This is a genomic window from Rhizobium sp. FKY42 (assembly GCF_005222835.1).
GTDB lineage: Bacteria > Pseudomonadota > Alphaproteobacteria > Rhizobiales > Rhizobiaceae > Neorhizobium.
Map to the genome: position 1 here is coordinate 156,662 of NZ_STGA01000002.1, position 20,164 is coordinate 176,825.

At 56.4% G+C, this 20,164-nt stretch carries 15 protein-coding genes and 1 pseudogene; 4 read left to right on the forward strand and 12 right to left on the reverse strand.

All coding sequences use genetic code 11. The features are described from left to right. The 10 genes from E8M78_RS00825 to E8M78_RS00870 all read right to left on the reverse strand — a co-directional run bounded on the left by E8M78_RS00825 (window position 1) and on the right by E8M78_RS00870 (window position 14,495). Window positions 1–2,472, reverse strand: coding sequence for an ATP-binding protein (locus E8M78_RS00825; RefSeq protein ID WP_137133240.1), 2,472 nt, complete (start codon window positions 2,470–2,472; stop codon window positions 1–3). A gap of 73 nt (window positions 2,473–2,545) precedes the next feature. After that, window positions 2,546–5,488 (reverse strand): PAS domain-containing protein, encoded by a 2,943-nt coding sequence (locus tag E8M78_RS00830; protein ID WP_137133241.1) that lies wholly within the window; start codon window positions 5,486–5,488, stop codon window positions 2,546–2,548. A 153-nt stretch (window positions 5,489–5,641) separates the two neighbouring features. Beyond that, window positions 5,642–6,715: a Gfo/Idh/MocA family oxidoreductase gene (locus tag E8M78_RS00835; RefSeq protein ID WP_137133242.1), complete on the reverse strand. Its 1,074-nt coding sequence runs from the start codon at window positions 6,713–6,715 to the stop codon at window positions 5,642–5,644. Window position 6,716: 1 nt separating this feature from the next. Then, window positions 6,717–7,733 carry a Gfo/Idh/MocA family oxidoreductase gene (locus E8M78_RS00840; RefSeq protein ID WP_137133243.1) on the reverse strand — a complete coding sequence of 339 codons (1,017 nt, stop codon included), beginning with the start codon at window positions 7,731–7,733 and terminating at the stop codon, window positions 6,717–6,719. Window positions 7,734–7,735: 2 nt separating this feature from the next. Next, on the reverse strand, window positions 7,736–8,992 hold the full coding sequence (locus tag E8M78_RS00845; RefSeq protein ID WP_246658170.1) for a Gfo/Idh/MocA family oxidoreductase: 1,257 nt from the start codon (window positions 8,990–8,992) through the stop codon (window positions 7,736–7,738). A 35-nt stretch (window positions 8,993–9,027) separates the two neighbouring features. Next, window positions 9,028–10,110, reverse strand: a complete 1,083-nt coding sequence (ugpC, locus tag E8M78_RS00850) for a sn-glycerol-3-phosphate ABC transporter ATP-binding protein UgpC (protein ID WP_137133245.1) — start codon at window positions 10,108–10,110, stop codon at window positions 9,028–9,030. A 13-nt stretch (window positions 10,111–10,123) separates the two neighbouring features. Then, window positions 10,124–10,972, reverse strand: a complete 849-nt coding sequence (locus E8M78_RS00855; RefSeq protein ID WP_246658178.1) for a carbohydrate ABC transporter permease — start codon at window positions 10,970–10,972, stop codon at window positions 10,124–10,126. Between the two features lie 49 nt (window positions 10,973–11,021). Next, window positions 11,022–11,915, reverse strand: a complete 894-nt coding sequence (locus E8M78_RS00860; RefSeq protein WP_137133247.1) for a sugar ABC transporter permease — start codon at window positions 11,913–11,915, stop codon at window positions 11,022–11,024. A gap of 69 nt (window positions 11,916–11,984) precedes the next feature. Then, complete coding sequence (locus tag E8M78_RS00865; RefSeq protein ID WP_137133248.1) at window positions 11,985–13,265, reverse strand: extracellular solute-binding protein; 1,281 nt, start codon at window positions 13,263–13,265, stop codon at window positions 11,985–11,987. Between the two features lie 111 nt (window positions 13,266–13,376). Further along, the gene (locus tag E8M78_RS00870; RefSeq protein ID WP_137133249.1) at window positions 13,377–14,495 is read right to left on the reverse strand and encodes a glycoside hydrolase family 88 protein; all 1,119 of its coding nucleotides are present in this window, start codon (window positions 14,493–14,495) and stop codon (window positions 13,377–13,379) included. Window positions 14,496–14,693: 198 nt separating this feature from the next. On the opposite strand from E8M78_RS00870, the gene kdgR reads away from it, so the two are divergent. The 3 genes from kdgR to E8M78_RS00885 all read left to right on the forward strand — a co-directional run bounded on the left by kdgR (window position 14,694) and on the right by E8M78_RS00885 (window position 17,094). Continuing rightward, window positions 14,694–15,479: a DNA-binding transcriptional regulator KdgR gene (gene kdgR, locus E8M78_RS00875; RefSeq protein WP_137133250.1), complete on the forward strand. Its 786-nt coding sequence runs from the start codon at window positions 14,694–14,696 to the stop codon at window positions 15,477–15,479. 186 nt (window positions 15,480–15,665) lie between these two features. Beyond that, entirely contained in the window at window positions 15,666–15,950 is a 285-nt protein-coding gene (locus E8M78_RS00880; protein WP_137133251.1) for a hypothetical protein, read from the forward strand. 163 nt (window positions 15,951–16,113) lie between these two features. Beyond that, entirely contained in the window at window positions 16,114–17,094 is a 981-nt protein-coding gene (locus E8M78_RS00885; RefSeq protein WP_137133252.1) for a mannonate dehydratase, read from the forward strand. A 102-nt stretch (window positions 17,095–17,196) separates the two neighbouring features. On the opposite strand, the pseudogene E8M78_RS00890 reads toward E8M78_RS00885, so the two are convergent. Further along, window positions 17,197–19,216, reverse strand: a pseudogene (locus tag E8M78_RS00890) (efflux RND transporter permease subunit); the annotation flags it as partial. 66 nt (window positions 19,217–19,282) lie between these two features. Between E8M78_RS00890 and E8M78_RS00895 the strand changes: the two are divergent. Then, complete coding sequence (locus E8M78_RS00895; protein WP_348640104.1) at window positions 19,283–19,594, forward strand: LysR substrate-binding domain-containing protein; 312 nt, start codon at window positions 19,283–19,285, stop codon at window positions 19,592–19,594. 39 nt (window positions 19,595–19,633) lie between these two features. Here E8M78_RS00895 and E8M78_RS00900 read toward each other — a convergent pair whose 3' ends face one another. After that, on the reverse strand, window positions 19,634–20,062 hold the full coding sequence (locus E8M78_RS00900) for an Lrp/AsnC family transcriptional regulator (RefSeq protein WP_137133254.1): 429 nt from the start codon (window positions 20,060–20,062) through the stop codon (window positions 19,634–19,636). Window positions 20,063–20,164 lie beyond the last annotated feature (102 nt).

Here is a 20,164-nt window from a genome sequence, read left to right on the forward strand (position 1 = left end):
TTACTCGATACTCCGCCGCTGATTTGCGGCACTGACTGCGTTTATTCGGGATATGCTGAAATAAACGGCGTTCCGCAATTTCGAGCAAGTTTCTATGTGATGCTGTGGTTCTGCTGTCAACGCCTGCGCTGCGGCTTCGGCAAGTATCTGATCTCCCATGTTCGCCGCACTTCCTTTCAACCTGTGGGCAATGTCCCGCAGCCCGACGTCGGTGATGTCAGCATTCTGAAGAAGGTCGTACTCATCTGCGAGGTGCTTCAGGAACAGGTCGTTCACGTTAGAATATGTCTGTTCGCCGGGCAGAATAATTGAATCTTCGTCGACTGGTGCACCCAGCAGACGCGCGGCGAGTTCCTCGTCAGAGATATTCAAGCCGAGCGAAATTGCCCGATTTTGCTCAGGATCTTTGCCGCCTGACACGGATACTTCGTTCGTGAAGACGACGAGGGAGGTTGATGCGGGCAGAAGCGGCTTGAGATCTCGCAGATCGTCTGACCCGTCGATTACAACCACTGCTGCGAAGGGCTTGGCTTTCAGCATGGTTCGAGCAGCCGAAAGGTCCCGCGCGGGAAACAAACGCAAATCCAGTCTGCGCAACCGCAATTGGAGCGTCTTCGGAAGATCTCCGACGAGCAATATGTCGTCGCCTCTTTTTAGAGGACAAATCGACATCGTTCTCTCCGGTAAAGACGCCAGAAGACGCAAAAGGCCGTCGATGTCGATCGGTTTGGAAAGATGCCCATCCATACCTGCGGCGAGTGACCGCTCGATATCGTCACGCATAGCATTGGCCGTCAGAGCGATGATCGGCAGCGCACCGATTTCACCGCCAAGCGCCCGAATTCGTCGGGTGGCTTCAAAACCATCCATTCCCGGCATCTGCAGATCCATCAGGACGACATTGAATGAATGCTGCTGGATACGTTCGAGTGCCGACAGGCCGCCGTCGACAACCTCACAACGATGCCCCGCCGCCGTCAAAAGGCCGGATGCAACAGCCTGGTTCACCGGATTGTCCTCGACGATAAGGATATTCAGTCGCGGCTTTTCAATCGTTTCGTCGACACCGGCAGCATTGACGACGGTGAGTTCCGGCGCCACTGGCAAGAGTGGCAGGCTCACGAGGAAAGCGCTCCCCTCTCCCGGCGCGCTTTGAACCGTGATCGTTCCCTTCATGGTCTCTACGAGACGCCGCACGATAGCCAAGCCAAGTCCCGAACCGCCAAAACGCCGCTTGATGGTCGCATCAACCTGCACGAATGGTTGGAAGAGGTTGGGAATCTCGTCCGGCGAGATGCCGATTCCGCTATCTTTGACTCCAATCGTGACCCGATCCCCTACCGGATCCCGCTGTATATCGATAGCGACATAGCCCTTCTCGGTGAACTTGACCGCATTGCCTACCAGATTGAAGAGGATTTGGCGCAGACGTGCCGCGTCGCCCAGCACCCAGCCAATGGAGGCTGCCTCCTGCACAAGCCTCAATTCAATGGCTTTTTCCCTTGCGCGCGGCATCATAAGGTCCACAACGTCTTGCGTCAGGCGCCCGAGATCGACCGGTTCATGTAGAACGACATCCACACCGCGTTCCAGACTGGAGAGATCCAGCACATCATCCAGAATGGCGCGCAAAGCCTCTGCGGAGCGACGTACAACGCTCAATCGTTCCCGCACCGAGGCGCTCAGTTTCTCGCCCAGCAGGAGCTGAATCATCCCAAGGATGCCGTTCATCGGCGTGCGGATTTCATGGCTCATGACCGCGAGAAACTCGCTCTTGATCCGTTCCCCTGCCTCGGCCCGATCCTTCGCAGCAATCAGTTCGCGGTTGATGTGTCGCATCTCCTCCATGTGCAAGAACTCGACGCGTCGCATGCGGTTCAACTGGATACGGGCCATGTTGCCTGCGACATAAGCGACAGTCGCCACCAGAAAAATGGAAGAAAGATCCAGCAGACTTTCTGGATCGGGCCGCAACACGCCCCAAAAAACCAGGCTGATAATCCAGGCGTAGGCGCTGGCCAGAGCAACCGGAAGAGCGCGGCCAGGCAAGTACATTGGCAGCGCGATTGCGATCAGTGGTATAAGCGTACCACCGTGCCGCGTCAGAGCCGGATGATTGAAGATCAGCGCATTGAAAAAGAAGAAGATAATGGTTTGCGCATAGCTCGCGAACACGATCTCCCGCTGAGAGTTTGCTTTTGCCAGAGCAAGCAGGGTTGCCACGCACAAAACGGAAAGACCGAAACGAATGCCGAGAAACTCGTAGAGTGCCGGCGCCTCGATCATCATCAGGTCCATCGGGGCGAAGGATACACTCGCGACTGTCGTCGCGATGACGCAGAGGCGGGCGATGTTGAGTGTCTCGGCCCGAGCAGTTTCTGCATAGCGGGCCTCGACATCACGGTCACGAAATTCACCGGTCCATATGATCGCATGACGCTGATCAACCGGTTGTTGCTGCATTGTGGTCATGGAGACAAGCGCTATTGAGAAAACTGCGCATGTTATGGCACAGTTTCCTCAGACCACGAAAGGCGCCAGGTTCTCAAATCGCTTGAGACGTCAGTACTTTCTCCAGCGCAATCTTGACCTGTTCCTGATGGTAAGGCTTGCGCAAAAGGGTAGATTTCTCCGGCGCGCCCGGGGGTGCATGTGTTTCACCCGTTGCGAAAACCACATGCAGCGCCGGCTTATGTTCCAGCGCACGTTTCGCAAGGCTTCCGCCATCTATGTCGGGGAGACCAACATCGGTCACGAGAACGTCGATTGGTTCGGACGCAAGTGCCGCCAGAGCTTCAGCGCCGGTGGCGGCTTCGATGACCTGATAACCGAAATCTGCAAGCATTTCCGCTGTGCTCGACCGGATCAGCACATCGTCTTCCACCAGCAGGACAATCGTTTCGCTTGCCAAGGCTTGCGGCACGACCGCTGTGCGATCACGCAGCACGGTTTCAGCAACCTCCGTTTGCTTCTGGTTGGCAATTACATGGCGAATGCGTCGCGCAAGCGCCTCCCGTGAGTAGGGTTTGGACAGAAGTTCTACACCTGCATCCAAAATTCCGCCGTGCACAATCGAGTTTTCTGTGTAACCAGACGTGAAAAGGACAGCAAGGTTTGGCAGGCGTTCCTTCGCGCGGCGCGCCATCTCCCGGCTTTTCATCGGACCCGGCATGACGACGTCGGTGAAGATGACGTCGATGGGCAGGCCACTCTCGACGACATTCAGGCCCGCCTGCGCATCCTTGGCCGTGAGAACCCGATAACCGAGATCGGCAAGAGTTTCGACGACAGTATTGCGCACCTCTTCGTCATCTTCGACAACAAGAACGGTTTCCGTACCGCCAACGATAGGACCGGTCTGGATTGTGACCTCGCGATCTTCGTCAGCGACGGACCGTGGAAGATAGATCTTGACCGTCGTCCCCTGCCCGATTTCGCTGTAGATCTTGATATGTCCGCCGGACTGCTTGACGAAGCCGTAAACCATAGACAGTCCGAGGCCTGTTCCCTTGCCTTCGGGCTTGGTGGAGAAAAACGGTTCAAAGACCTTTTCGAGAATTTCGGCAGGCATACCCGAACCGGTATCGGTGACGGCCAGCATGACATACTGACCGGGCGAGACTTCCGCATGGGTGCGCGCATAATCCTGGTCGAGGCTTGCATTGCCAACCTCGATTGTCAGCTTGCCGGAACCATCCATGGCATCGCGCGCATTGATCGCAAGGTTCAGCAGTGCGTTCTCGACCTGCGCTGGATCCGCATAGGTATTCCATAGACCGCCGGACGTTATGACCTCGATCTCGATTGCCTCGCCCAACGAGCGTCGAAGCAGATCATCCATGCCGGCAATGAAACGGCTGATGTTGATGACCCTCGGTTCCAGTGCCTGACGCCGTCCAAAAGCAAGAAGCTGGCTGGCAAGCTTCGCGCCACGGCTGACACCGGCCAGCGCATTGCTGACGCGCCGTTCGGCGCGACCGTTGCCCGCAACATCCTTCAGCAAAAGCTGGAGGTTACCCTGAACCACTTGCAGCAGGTTATTGAAGTCGTGCGCAACGCCGCCGGTCAATTGACCAATGGCTTCCATCTTCTGCGCCTGCTGAAGTGCGCGCTCTGCCTGCCGACGCTCTGCCATTTCAGATTCGACGCGGGCTTCCAAGCTTTCATTAAGCTGCCTTAGCTGTTCCTCGGCGCGCTGACGATGACGAATTTGGCGTTCAAGGCTGCTTGCATGTTCCTGAAGGCTAAGTTCTGCCTGACGCTGCTCAGTAATGTCCGTATGAACGCCGACCCATTCCTCGATTTCACCCTGACCATCCAGAATTGGAACCGCGCGGATGAAAAACGTGCGATAGACGCCATCATGACGGCGAACACGATGCTCCCATACATAGGTAGTCTTTCCGGCGACTGCTTCCCGCCAACTGGCTATCGAGCCTGCCCTGTCGTCCGGATGGACTGCATTGGACCAACCATAGCCTTGGTATTCTTCGAAATTCTGGCCCGTCAGAGACGACCATCCTGGCTGTGGGCCAACCATGCGCCCGTCAGCTGTGTTGGTCCAAAGCACACCATGAACGGCATTGACCGCCGCCTTGAATCGATCATTGCTCCGGCGAAGTGCAATCTCGCTTTGCTTGCGACTTTCTATGTCGATGATCAGAATATAGAGGCCGTCGACCATGCCCTCGGACGTCGAGCGCGGGATATAGCGGACTTCGGCTGTGCGGCTCTCGCCGTCCGGGCGCCGGATGACCGTGTCCGTAATCACAACCTCATCCGCCAGTGCACGGTCGAGAAGCGGCTTTCGAGCTTCGTAATAAGCTTGACCAATCACCTCTCGGGCGTGTTTGCCCACAACCTCGTCTGCGTTCAGCCCGAACCACTCGATGTAGCCCTGATTTGCAAAGCGATAGACGTGGTTGCGATCGAGAAACCCGACGAGGATCGGCATCGCATCGGTCAGTCGGCGCAGTTCTTCGCGACTTTCCGCCAATGCGCGAACTGCAATGACTTTCTCGGTGTTTTCAAGAACAGTGCAAAGGACGCCGTCCACACGGCCGTCTTCGCAATAGATCGGCGTATAGAATAGGTCGAAAATTACGTCTTCCGCGTCACCGTGCCGGTAAAGTGTCATCACCTGATCGCGGAAAGACTGCACCTCGCCGCGAAAACCGGCTTCCAGGATCTTGCGGTTCCAGTCCCAGATCTCCGGCCAGATATCCTGTACGCGCGCACCCAGAGCGCCTGGGTGATAACTACCGGCAATTGCGACATAGGCGTCATTGTAGATCATCACATGATCCGCGCCCCACATCAGAACCTGCGGGATGGGAGAATTCACGATGGAGTTCACCTTTATGCGCAAATGCTGCGGCCATTCGGATATGGTCCCCAATGAAGTCTGCGACCAGTCGAACTGCCGAATGAGTTCACCGGTCTCACCGCCGCCGAGAGGCCAGTGCGCGGACACGAACTGAAGGCTCATCAGAAACCCCAAATATAAGGAAAATCGCTGCGGCGTGATATGGTGCGCAATCGGTTTTGTCCAAGGGATTCTGAGTGCCAATCCGATGTTTTTTCAGGTTCGGAAACGACAGCGATAAAACTTTCAGCAAGCGTGGCCGTTTGCCCACGCCTTTCAGATCAGCAAATGTTGAAAATCGCGATCGTCGTGATCTTCTGCGAGCGGGAGCTGGACGATGGATTTTCCACGAGCAGAGGCATAGATAGCGGTCATCAGCTCCGCAGAATGAAAGCCTTCCGCAATTGTCGGGAGATATATATCCGGCTGTCCCGTTAGTGCACGATGGATATCGGCAAAGAAACCGGGAAAGCGCGGCGGCACCTCTTCCGTACGCGCCACGATGGCATCCACCTCAGGCTGGAGCGATGGGTCACGCGCTTTGAATGTCCACGGCACTGAGCAGACACTGTAAGGCTCATCGCTTGACGTGATCGTCACTTGTTCAAAGCATGCCCTGAAGCGCGAAATGTTTCCGGCAGACCCCAGCGTAATCGACGAGGTGACCATTGCACCTTCGGTGGTGCGCATGGAAATGGCAGCGCAATCCTCTGTTTCGATGGGGTTGACCCGCGTATCCAGAAACGCGGCGACCTCGCATACATTGCCCGCCAGGTGCGTGGCGAGATTGTGCAGATGGCAAGCGTGGCTGACGATGACGCCGCCCAACTCTCCCGCCCAAGTTCCTCGCCAGCGCTCTGCGTAGTAATCCGCGCCGCGCTGCCAATGGGTTTCCAGCGAAATCACATAGGGACGCCCAAGAAGTCCTGCCTGTTTCAGCCGATGCGTTGCGAGATAGCTCTGGCCATAGCGATATTGAAACACCGGGAACAGCCGACCGGTACTTTTCTCGGCTGCCGACATCAGCTTTCGCATGTCTGCAAGCGAACCGGCCAAGGGCTTTTCGCACACCACATGCTTGCCCGCCTCAAGCGCCTTGATCGACATGGAAACGTGCAACCCCGGCGGCAGGCAAATGTCGACGATATCGATGGACGGATCAGCAAGCACCGCATCAAAACTGGTTACGGCCTGCGCACTGGGTGCAAGGCTGGCTGCGTCTTCAGCACGGGCAAAATTGAGATCGCAAACGCAGGCGACTTCAAACGCCTCTGGCAGTTGCAGATATCCGACCACATGAGCCTTGCCGATACCGGCTCCGATGACTGCCACGCGAAATCGACTGCTCATATTACTGCTGACTTTCTGCCTTTGCCTGCGCCAAAAGCGCGAGTTCTGTCGCAAGAAACGCATGGGCCTGCGTCATCGCAACCTCGGTTCGCTCGATGATATCGGTGTAGAATTTACCGAAGAATGGCAGTCCGGCGCCGGTCGCTTCGAAATGCTCGACACCTTTCTGATCCGCCAGAAACACATGATCCTTGCCGGGTCGTCCCGCGATATCAATGTATTTTCGAAGCTCGAGAGTGCCATGCGTGCCGAGTATCGTCATGCGCCCATCACCCCAGGTCGGCAGCCCGTCCGGGGTCAACCAATCCACGCGCGCATAACCACGTCCGCCATTGCCCTCCAGCAGAACTTCGCCGAAGTCCTGAAAATCTGGACGATCTGGATTGGCCACATTCCCTATATGTGCGCTCACAACGCGCGCCTCAGTCGAACCGGTGAAATGCAGAAACTGGTCGAACTGGTGGGCGCAGATATCCGTCAGGATCCCGCCATAGCGAGACCTCTCCCAGAACCAGTCCGAACGCAGGTGCGGATTGTGGCGATGTGGCCCCAAGCCCACCGTTTGCACCACTTTGCCGATACGACCTTCCGCAATCAATTGATCGGCCAGCGTCACGCTTTCGACTTGGAGGCGTTCCGAAAAACACACAATCCATTTTCGGCCTGTGGCGTTGGTGCACCGACGGATCGCGGCAAGCTCTTGAAGTGATGTGCAGCCGGGCTTGTCCACGAATGCGTCCTTGCCCGCCTGCATAGCGGCAATCGCGATGCCTGCCCGCTGGTCGTTGACTGCGGCAGAGACGATCAGCTGGACGGAAGCATCCTCAAGCAGCGCTTCCGGCTCCAGCATAGGCACATCAGGATAGGCTTCACCAAACATGCGGCACTGTGTGAGCGGCGTTTCGGCGCTGGTCGCCCAACCTACAAATTCCGCCCCCTCGCCCACAAGACCATTGATCATTCCATAGATATGGTTGTGGTCAATGCCGATGACGCCGAACTTGAGGGGCGGCCTCATCGCTATCGCTCCAATTCAATGCCGCGTGCCCGCAGCATGGCTTGAATATCGACGACCGAACCAGTTTCGATCGAAGCATTTGCCGCTATGCCGGTCAGAATGGACCAGGCACCCGCTACGTGATCGGATGCGCGATTGAAGCGATCCGGCTCCATGCCTTCTGGATCGAAGATATAGCCCAGCATCACGGGGTCAGCTCCGCCGTGATGCCCTTTGGCCTTGGGCACGTCCAGCATCCTCGGCTGCTCACCCGCCAGATGAAGCTCCGTGGTGATCGCATCCTCGTCCGCATGCGCGCGCTCGCCCCCGAAGACTCCGTGCACCTCGACGTGGCGGTGGGTAATGTCACCCTTGGTGCCCTGGAACTTGATCTCCAGACCTTCCCATGGCGAATAGGCCGTCAGGGTGTAATTCGCCGTCACACCGGATGCATAACGGATATGCGCCTGCATCGTATCTTCGATGCCGATTTCCTTGTCGAAGACACAGAGGTCGCGGTAGTAACCATCGGCCGCCTCCGCATCGAGGTAAAGGCTCTTCAAAGCAGCATCTTCCGCCATGTTCAGCTCGAAGTCGCACTTATGTGCGACAGGACAGTCCGCACAGCGAGGGCCGCGTCCTTCGAGGCCAAATTCGATGGCAGTCTCCGGACGATAGAAGACACGCTTTCCTGAAGCGAATACGTGCGTCGGAACCGTTCCCAGCCACCAGTTCAACAGATCGAAATGGTGGGTGGATTTATGAACCAGAAGCCCGCCCGAGTTTTCCTTCTGACGGTGCCAGCGCCTGAAGTAATCCGCGCCATGGACGCGATCCAGATGCCAGCGGAAATCGACAGCGGTTACGGTTCCTATCGCACCGGACGCGATGAGTTCGCGGATCTGCGTACGGGCTGGGGAGTAACGATAATTGAAAGTGACCTTGACCTGACGCCCGGTGCGTTTCTGCGCATCGATAATCATCTTCAGACGGGACAGATCGATCGTCAGCGGCTTCTCGCAGATCACATCGCAACCTGCCTCGAAAGCGCGCACGATATAATCCGAATGCAGGAAATCGGGCGTTGCGACAACAACTGTATCTGGCCTCTGCTCGGCAATCAGACGATCAAAATCATCGGCCAGATAGGTTGCAACGCCATTCGTGCCCGGCTGTGAGGCTGCTTGCGCCGCTTCGCTCAACCGATGCGGATTGCTGTCGCAAAGCGCGACGATCTCGTGTTTATCGGCGTAGTCATCGATCACGGAATCGCGGAACATCTTGTGCCGCGATCCGCATCCTACAATAGCGATTTTCACTGTATTCTGCCTTCATTCTCTGTGGGTTCAATGCGTTGCCCAGCCGCATTGAAATAATGCAGGTCGAATGGGTCAAAGCCAATCGTGACAGAGTCTCCAATTCGATAGCTAACTTTGCCACTATCGCTGACTAGAAGCACTTGCCCGGATGAAAGGGTGACATGCATGAGCGTTTCATTGCCAAGATACTCGACGAGCTTGATCGTACCACCGGCAGTGACCTTACCTGAGCCGATCCGCACACTTCCCGGGCGTATGCATAGCGTCAATTCCTGATCCGTCGTGCCAAGGACAGGCAGCGCGAACGCGGGCAGACCATCCACAACGGCTTCGTTGTTGGAAACCTTCGCCTTCAGCATGTTGATCTTCGGAGAGCCGATGAAGCCTGCCACAAACAGGTTTTGCGGCTTCTCGTATAGCTCCTGCGGCGTTCCCACCTGTTCTATCTTGCCGCCGCGCAGCACCACGATACGGCTGGCCATGGTCATGGCTTCCACCTGATCGTGCGTAACATAGATCATCGTCGTGCCGAGACGCGTATAAAGCGAGGCAAGCTCGGCGCGCATTTGAACGCGCAGTTCCGCATCAAGGTTGGAAAGGGGCTCGTCGAACAGAAAGAGCTTCGGCTCACGGACAATCGCGCGGCCAATGGCAACACGCTGCTTCTGTCCACCGGAAAGCTGGCGCGGTTTGCGATCCATTAGCTTTTCGATCTGCAGAATACGTGCTGCCTCGGCGACACGTCTATCGACTTCCGCTTTCGGCATCTTGAAATTCTGCAGGCCAAAGGCAAGGTTCTTGGCCACACTCATGTGCGGATAGAGTGCGTAGGACTGGAACACCATCGAAAGCTCTCGCTTGGAAGCCGGCAGATCGTTGACGATCTTGTTGCCGATCGCCACCGTTCCTTCGCTGATATCTTCCAGACCAGCAATCATGCGCAGAAGTGTCGACTTTCCACAGCCGGATGGCCCAACCAGCACAAGAAACTCACCATCATGGATGTCCAGGTTCAGGCCCTGGATGATCGACAGCGCGCCATAGCGCTTGCCGACATTACGAAGCGTCAATCCAGCCATTTCAAGCGATTCCTTACTTCATTCCGGAGGTGGCGATGCCACGAACAATCAGCTTCTGGAACAGGAGGAAGGCGATCACCACCGGAACCAGCGAAAGAACAGACATCGCAAACATCTGCCCGTAGGAGGACTGGCCTTCCTGATCGAGGAAAAGACGCAGCGCCAAAGGCACGGTGTAGCTCTTGATGTCATTGAGATAGATGAGCGGAGCCAGGAAATCCTCCCAGGTCCAGATCAGTGAAAAGATGGCCGCTGTGCCGAGCGCCGGGAGTGAGAGCGGCAGAATGATCGCCCAATAAATCTTGAAGGGCGAGCAGCCATCGATCATCGCCGCCTCATCCAGTTCACGCGGCAACTGGCGGAAGAACTGCACCATCAAGAAGATGAAGAATGCATCCGATGCCAGAAAGCGTGGCACGACGAGCGGCAGATAGGTATCTACCCATCCCAGGCGCAGAAACTGCACATACTGAGGTATGAGCACGACGTGATAGGGGATCATCAGTGTCATCATCATCAGGCCGAACAGAAACGTGCGTCCCGTGAACTGCAAGCGCGCAAAGGCATAGGCGGCAAAGGAGCAGGAAATCAAATTTCCGATGACGGAAAGGACCGTCACGATCGTTGAGTTTATGTAGAAGATCGTAAAGCTCACAGGCAGGCCGTGCCAGCCATCGACATAGTTGTGCCACTGAAATTCCGTCGGCCACAGCGTGAGGCTGCCAAAGATATCATTCTCGGGTTTCAGTGATGAGGCAAGCAGCCAGAGCAGTGGATAGAGCATCACAATCGAGACGCTGATCAGGAAGAGATGCTTGAGCAGACGCCCCATCCGGGCGCGCTGGTCACGCTTTACGCGCATCTCATGCGCCACGCGCGCGGCTTCCTCCATCTCCTGCGCGAGGGTAATGTCAGTCGCGCTCGTTTTCATAATGCACCCAGTATTTCGAGGTCAGGAATGAGATGGCCGTGAAGATCGCAATGATGATCAACAGAACCCAGGCCAGTGCCGAGGCATAGCCCATACGGAAGAACTTGAAGGCTTCGTTGAACAGATAGACGGTGTAGAACAGCAGGCTGTCTGCCGGTGCGCCGGTGCCGTTCGAAATGATGAAGGCGCTCGAAAAGGTCTTGAATGCCTCAATCGTCTGCAGAACAAGATTGAAGAAGATGACCGGCGCCAGAAGCGGTAACGTTATGCGGGTGAACTGCCGCCATTTCGGCGTGCCATCGATTTCCGCAGCCTCATACAAATCCTTCGGAATACCGCGCAAACCGGCGAGGAAGATCAGCATCGGCGAGCCGAACTGCCACATGGCCAGCACGACGAGCGTGTACAGTGACGTATCCGGATTGGTGATCCATGCGGCACCCTGAATGCCGAAATAGCCAAGAACAGCATTCACCACACCATCGGCGGCAAACAGCTGGCGCCAGAGAATGGCAATCGCAATCGAGGCACCCAGCAGCGACGGCAGATAGAAGATGGCGCGGTAAAGGCCGATTGTACGCAGCCCCTTGTCGAGCAGCATGGCGACACCGAGCGCCATGATCAGGCGGGCCGGAACAGCCAGCGCCACATACGTGAAGGTCACCTCTAACGCCTTCCAGAAACGCCGGTCACGCGTGAACATGTATTCGTAATTGGCTAGACCAACCCATCTGGGGGCGTTGACCATGTCATAGCGCGTGAACGACAGATAGAGCGACGCCAGAATGGGGCCGAGCGCCAGCAGGAAGAAGCCGAGCAGCCAAGGCGTCAAAAAGGCATAGGCAGGCGCGTTTCGCGCGATGAAACGTCTCATGAAACTTGCTTTCAGTGGGGAGATGGAGCCCCGCCACACCTGTTGCGGGGCTCTTGCAGATCAAACCCTTTACTGGGCGCGTTCCACGATATCGGACGCATCGGCGATGAACTGTTCCGCCGCGTCCTTCACCTTGGCCCGATCGAGCACAACGCTGGTGCCGATGCGCATGAAGGCGTCCCGCACCTCTCCCGCACCCTTCGGAGCCGGAAGTGGAAGCGGTCCAACCTTGCTCTGGATCGCATCGAAATAGGCGACCGACAGCTTTTCGGTTTCGTTCAAGCCCGGTGCCAGCGCATCGCGAACCGCCTTGGACGCCGGAATACCACGTTCGAGACCGAGGATCTTGGTAATGGCCGGATCCGTGACCCAGGCGTTCATATACTTGATCGCGCTTTCGGCATCCTTGGTGTCACGCGAGAGCGACATGAACATGGAAGGCTTGATGAACTGGCCAGGCTTGCCGCCCTTTTTATGCGGAACCATGGCCGGACCGATCTTGTCCTTGGCGACTGCCTGAATGCCGACGAGCTGGTTCGACCAATAGTGCGACATGGCCGTATCGCCAACGGCAACGCCGGATTCCGCGAGCGGCGGATCCAGGATGACCGTCTTGTCCTTGGAGCGCACGACATCCTTCTTGCGAAGGTCCGCCCACATTTGCCAATAGCTGGCAACATCGTCCACAGTGGCCGCAACCTTGCCATCGGCTCCGTAGAACTCGCGACCGTTCTGACGTACCCAGGATTCGAAAGCCTCGATCATCAGCGACAGGTCGTCGGAACCCTTTACCTTGCCGCCGCTCTTCGCGGTAATCTGTTCGCAGGCCTTGGCGAAGTCATCCCAGGTCCAGTTGATCAGATCCACATCGACGCCGGCTTCCTTGAAGACGCGCGTGTTATGCACGATGACCTGGCTGTTGGAGCCAATGTTCAGGGCATAGAGCTTGCCGTCTACCATGCCACCGGCGATTGGGCCCTGATCGAAATCCTTGATCATCAGGCTCTTGCCGACATATTCATCCAGCGGCTTCAGGGCACCGCGGCGTACATATTCGAACAGATAGCGATAATCCATCTGCACGAGGTCCGCCATATTACGGCCCGCGGTCTGGGTTGCCATTTTTGTCCAGTAGTCGCCCCAGCCAATCGTCTCGCCGGAAACCTCTATCCCGGGATTGGCCTTCTGGAAGGTATCGATGACGGCAAATGTGCGTTTGTCACGCTCAGGATTGCCCCACCAGTAGTGGCGAATACGCGTTGCGGCCTTGGCGGGCACGGCCGAAAGCGCAGTTGCTGCAACGCCTGCCCCGACAGCTCCCAAAAGCCGCCGACGTGTCAATTCCATCATGTCATCCTCCTCCAGATTTCGGATTTATCGATCCGGCGGCCTTCGCCGCTTGTTCACCCTTGTTCACCCACCCGCACCTTCCTCCCGAAGATGCGTCTGCATGTACTCACCTCAAATGTGGCTGCGTAGAAGTTCCGTCAGGCAGAGCATGGCCATCGCCTGCCCATAGGGCATGGATGTCAGCTTGATCTCACGGTAGAAATCGAGGTCATTGCCCATGGCGGTTCCAAAAGACACCTGCGTCAACTCACCTTCCGGATTGATTTTCTCCACAACGCCGCGCATCGCCCGTTCCGCTGTTTCGAGATAGTCGCGGCTCAGGTAGCGCTTGCGAACGCCCTTCATCAGGCCGTAGGCGAAGCCTGCCGTCGCGGACGCTTCCAGATAGCTGCCCGGATCATCGATCAGGGTATGCCAGAGACCCGATGCATGCTGATGTGCCTTGAGCGCTGCGGCTTGGCGATCAAGCACAGACAGCAGATGCCGCCGCAGAAAATCAGCCTCCGGCAGATCCAGCATCTCGATGAATTCGGGAATTGCGATCGTGATCCAGCTATTGCCGCGTGCCCAGCGAGCGCGGGCAAAATTGTGATTGCCGTCAAACGTCCAACCGTGGAACCACAAACCTGTCTGCGTATCCATGAGATACTGCGTATGGATCAAAAACTGATACTTTGCTTCTTCGACGAATTCCGGGCGGTTGAGAACGAGACCGATCTTGGCAAGCGGCAGAACGCTCATCATCAGCGTGTCGTCCCACATCTGCTGATCATTCACGTTGTTGTAGACGATGTGCTGCAAGCCGCCCTCGCGGGTGCGCGGCATTTCGTACATCACCCATTCAGCCCAGGTTTCCAGGTAGGGCTTCCAGTGTGGGTTTGGTGAAAGCTCCATCAGGTGAGCAAGCGTGAGAAAAGGCGCAACCGTGTTGATGTTCTTGGTCGGCGTGCCTTCTGCCAGCCGCGCCTCAAACCAACCGGTGATGGTATCCATCGCCTGCTTGCTGCCGGTGAGTTGCCAGTACTTCAACAGCCCATAGAGACCGATACCGTGCGTCCATTCCCAGCCCGCCCAGCCCTTCGTGTCGATCACGCGGCCATCTTCAAGGCGGAGCAGGAACTCGCCAGTCTTGTCTTCGATGTTGACGAGATTATGCGTCAAACGCTCGATCAGAGCGCAGACTTCCGCTCGCTGAATAAAATGCTGTTTCTGCCTCAGCAGCGGATGCATGCAACACTTCCTCGCATAAAAAAATTTTCGGAATATCATTCCGGAAAATAAGAAATCACATCCCTTGACGCTTTTCAATCCTGTTTTTTCGGTTAGGCTTGTGAAAGAAGGCTCTGCTGAACGCTTAGCAGGTCAGCTGGTTGACAGACTGAACTTTAAATTTCAGAATGCAATTCCAATTTTTGTGAAACGCACCCCATGTCAGATCTTCAAGTCAAAACCGAAAATGTTGCCGCCGTTCTGAAGGTCTTCGCGGTGATGGAGGCGCTCGTTGAAGACAAGCGGGCGAGCCTCGCCGATCTCGCGCAAAAAGCGATGACGTCCAAGACCACGGCCCATCGCCTGTTACAAACGATGGTAGAGCTGGGCTATGTCGAACAGGATCCGGAAACGGAAAAATATGGCCTGACGCTCAAGCTGTTCAGCCTCGGTGCGCGCTCGCTGAACGAGCATGCAGATATGCTCAAAGTAGCCGATACCGCCATGGGGAGGTTGTCACGCGCCACAGGCGAGGCAGTTAATCTCGGCATTCTGGATGATCGCGACCAGCGCGTGGTCTACATTCACAAATACGATTCCGTCTTCAATCTTTCAATGAAATCAACGCTTGGGCTCCGCAACCCACTCCACAGCACATCACTTGGCAAGGCGCTTCTTGCATGGCGCAATGATGAAGAGATTAACGATCGTGTTGCGAAAATGGAGTTCATGCCTCTCGCACCAAACACGATTACCGAGCGCGGTCGCTTCACGGAAGAACTCAAGAAGACACGTGAACGTGGTTTCGCCGAAGAGATAGAGGAAAGCGAAGCAGGCGTACGATGCATGGCCGTTCCGATCTTCAACCATCTTGGAAAACCGATCGCAGCCATGTCGATTTCGTTTCCCCTCTTCCGTTTCCAGGAAGACCGCAAGCCGGAATATATTGCGCTTTTGAAGGATGCCGGTTCCGAGGCCTCCCGCTCACTTGGCTTCGAAGGATAAGCCTACAGGATGTCTCGTTCAATCGTCCTCGATTGAACGATAACGTACATGCGGCAAGAAAAGATCGAAAGCGTGGCTCTACTGAATCCAATAAAGTGCGCCGCGCTTTAGCATCACGCGTCCCATGTCGGGTTGTCATGCGTTTGGAAAACGGTCACAATCAGGCGAGTTCGACAGGGGAAAGACATGCGTCTCAGAGCACTTGATCTGAACCTTGTGGGTGCACTTGAAGCCATACTGCGGCTGAGATCCGTCTCCGCAGCGGCGCGCAAAACGCATCTTATACAGCCCGCCTTTTCCCGCGAAGTCGGTTCTTCGTGCATAGCGGAGCGGTGTGGCATCGAGATCCTGGATCATGGTCAAGCTTCGACCCTGTTTATGCGTAACGGAGAACATATTCGCATGGAGGCCAGGCTACCTGGCGGCCAACCGCTTTTCGGCGAGATCAACCAGACTGCCAGCGTGCTCTGACTGCCCTCTATTTGGTAACATTCCGCATCATATGATGGATGACTTATCTAAACGACAGACCTAGAGTGACAGGCGGCGCGCCGCGTTTGTAGCGCGCGCCGCCAGTTCCGGCTCCGTAAGGCGCTGTCGTCAGTCACGCATCATCAGCAGGGATGAATTCGAAATGTATGTTGGTACACAGGTCACGGCACGGGACGACGATGATTTTCGCGTCTGGGCGCAGTTGGGACTGAAACACATCTGCGCCGATCCGCCGGGAGACCCGGCAAGCTGGACGCTGGATGATATTGAGCGGCACAGAGACAAGGTCGAGAGCTTTGAACTCATCCTCGATATGATCCAGCTACCTCTGCCCTCGCAGCCAATCGAAAAGGCATCCTATCCGGATATTCTTCTCGCAGGACCGGATCGTGATCGGCAGATCGATGCGGTGTGCTGCATGATCGAAAACATTGCGAAAGCCGGCATTCCTGCAGCCAAGTACAATCTCAATCTGATTGGCATTCCCCGCACCGAGATGGAGCGAGGTCGCGGCGGCTCACTAAACGAGGCATGGCGTTGGGAAAAGGCCGACCCGAATGCTGCGCCTGGCCTTGCAGGCGTCTTATCCGAAGACGAGAACTGGGAGCGAATAGACTACTTCCTCGAACGGGTCGTTCCCGTAGCTGAAAGCAATCGCGTTCGTCTTGCGTGCCATCCGCATGATCCTTACACGCCCCCCGGTTACAAGGGCGTAACCCGCGTTCTGGGTACAGTCGAAGGGCTGAAAAAATTCGTGCTGATGCGCGAGAACCCCTACCACGGCCTCAACTTCTGCCAAGGGTCGATCGGCGAAATGCTGGACAATCCGCATGACGAAATCGACGATATCATTCGCTGGTTCGGCAGCCGCGACAAGATCTTCAACGTCCACTACCGCAACATACGCGGCGGCAAGCTGTCCTTCATGGAAACCTTCCCGGACGAAGGCGACATGGACATGGTTCGCTCGCTCAAGGTCTACAAGGAAGTCGGCTACAAATACATGATCATGCCCGATCATGTTCCAACGATTTCCGGCCGTGATCCCGTCGGCGTCGCCTTCAGCTTCTGCTATGGCTACATCGCCGCCCTGCTGGAGGCTATGGACAGCGGGCATATCTGAACAATCGGCGGCAAATAACACCACAGTCGAATGGCGGCCTGCTTGAAGATAAATTACCGCGCGGGCCTCTCCTAAAAGCGCCCGCGCGGCATGGATGCCAACTTACTCCGCTGGAGATAAACCCGGAGAAGCTGGCACACCACCATGCTGCCGCAGAGGGCGGCTGCCGGTCAGCAAACGGGCAAGCATGTAGAAGACGGGCGTCATGAAAATCCCGAAGAAAGTGACGCCGATCATGCCCGAGAAGACGACGATCCCGATGGCAGCTCGCATTTCCGCGCCGGCACCCGTTGAAAGCACGAGCGGCACGACCCCCATGATGAAGGCCATGGATGTCATCAGGATCTTGGTGATTGCCGCCTCTGCCTGACCGGAAGAGAATCAGGTGCCGGATCACCATTGATATCAGCGGCAAGGAAGCTGTTGTAACGGGTCGTGCGTTCCGGGCCGGTCTGGGCATCCACCTTTAGCAGCGCCGAAAGCGGGATCATCTGTCCAGACTGGGAGCGAACCTTGAGCTGGCCGATATCCTCCGGCTTGGCGCGAAATTTCGCATCTGCCTGAACCCTGATGCTGTAGGTTCGCCCGAAAGCGTTGAAGTCGTTGACATAGAGCGAGCCCAGATAAATTTGTAACGTCTCGAATACATCAGGAACGGAAACGCCCAGTTGCTTGGCCTTTCCACGATCAAGATCGGCGTAGAGCTGAGGTACATTGATCTGGAATCTCGAGAATATCCCGGCCAGTTCCGGTGTCTGATAGGCCTTTGCGAGGACTGCCTTGGTCGCTTCGTTCAAAGCCTGATTTTCAAGCCCGGCACGATCTTCGATCTGGAGCTTGAAGCCACCTGTGGTGCCCAAGCCGTTGACGGGCGGCGGCGGGAACATGGCAATATAGGCATCCTGGATTCCGACAAACTTCTGGTTCAGTGCCATGGCAATGGCGCCACCTGAAAGCTCAGGCGTCTTGCGCTCTTCAAAGTCATCGAGCACTGCGAAGGCGATGCCTGCATTCGAGCCGATGGTGAACCCGTTGATCGACAAGCCTGGGAAGGCGATGGCATGGGCAACGCCAGGCCGTTCCAGCGCGATATCGCTCATCCGTTTGATTACAGCCTCAGTGCGATCGAGCGTTGCTCCATCGGGCAGTTGTGCGAAGCCGATGAGATATTGCTTGTCCTGAGCCGGGACGAAGCCATTCGGCACCGCGCTGAACATACTGTAGGTCACGCCCACAAGTGCCAGATAAAGAATCATGACCAGACTTTTGCGCGACAAAAGCCCGCCGACCGTTCGTCCATATCCGTTGGATGCAGCGCCGAACGCACGATTGAAGCCGCGGAAAAACCATCCGAACATCGCATCCATGAACCTTGTCAGCCAATCTTTTTTGGCGTGGTGGTCCTTGAGCAGAAGTGCTGCAAGCGCGGCGGACAGCGTCAGCGAATTGATGGCTGAAATCACGGTCGAAATTGCGATCGCCAGAACAAGACCAAACAGCGTCAACGCGTTGATGGAAAAGCCGAATGCGTACATCACTGCGGAGGTACCGATGATGGACACCGGAACGGCGATCAGCGGGATGATGGAAGCGCGCCATGTCTGTAGGAAGACGAGAACGACGAGCGCGATAGCTTCAAGCAGGGTATCGACGACCTTTTCGATCGAGGCCCGCACGAACTTGGTGGTGTCGTAGACGATCTCGTATTTCACGCCCTGCGGCATTGCGAGCTGCCGCTGATCCATCGTCGCCTTGACGTTATCAGCAATCTCGATGGCATTTGAGCCCGGCGCCTGAAGCACTGCGACGGCCACAGCCGGACGACCGTCAAGCAGCGAGCGCAGCGAGTAGTCGGCGGCACCGAGTTCGATCCGGGCGACGTCTCGCAGACGCGTGATTTCTCCGTTGGCACCGCTCTTGACGATGATATTTCCAAACTCTTCCGGCGTGCGCAGACGGCCCTGCGCGTTGACGTTCAATTGCAGATTGACCCCCGGCTGGCTCGGCGATGCGCCAGTCCTGCCTGCGGCAGCCTGAACGTTCTGGCTACGGATGGCATTAGAGACGTCGCTTGCGGCAGACCATGCTCGGCAACCTTCTGGGGATCGATCCACATACGCAGCATCCGCGAGATCTGGAGCAGGATCATTTTTCCGTTGGTTATCTCAACGCAACCTCTGGCAGGGTCATGTCGGCAGAGTTTCAGAACAATGAGGAAAAGATCGAAATCAATCCGCGCTACGTGGTCTCGGTCAACGATGCGCGGTCCTACGTCACTGCGGCTATCGCCGGGCTAGGCGTCGTGCAGTCACCGCGTTTCATGGTGCGAGACGCTTTGGAGCGAGGAGAGCTTGTCGAGGTTTTGCGGAATTGGCATTGCGAGAGCCTGGCGCTCTATATCGTCTATCCGCAGACCCGTCACCTGTCGAACAAGGTCAGGGTATTCGTGGATTGGCTCGCCAGGCTGGTTTATAATCTGCGCGTCAGCGATCAGCGCTGACGATCGGTTGGCCAAGGCACGACCTTTGCTCTTGCGTGCTTATCGAGCGATTCGCGTTGAAAGTATGATTGAAGACAGCGTCCGCTCCACGCCGTCGATGTTCCCGATCTCGTCGATGGCTTGATCCAGCTCGAGAATGGATGGCGCGGCGAGGAGCGCAATGAGATCAAAGCTGCCGCTGACGGAATGAAGAGTAGTCACCGGCTTCAACCTATCGAGCGCGCGAACGACCTGTGACAGGGCCTTGGGTGCAATCGTAATGAGGATATGGGCGCGGATGAGCGAGGAGGCATACTGTTCTGACAGACGGATGCCATAGCCCGCAATCACACCCTCGCGTTCAAGCCGCTCTATCCGCGCCTGAACCGTGGTTCGCGACAGGCCGAGCTTCTTTGCCAAGGTCGCTACAGGGATACGGCTATTCTCACCAAGAAGTGCCAGCAGCTCGCGATCTTTTTCAGTCAGCATCGAAACATCATTATGGTCAGATTGCTCGGCGATTTGCAGAAAACGATACCACATATCGCTCATAATCCAGCTATGAATCAACAGTCTCTCCCTACACACTCT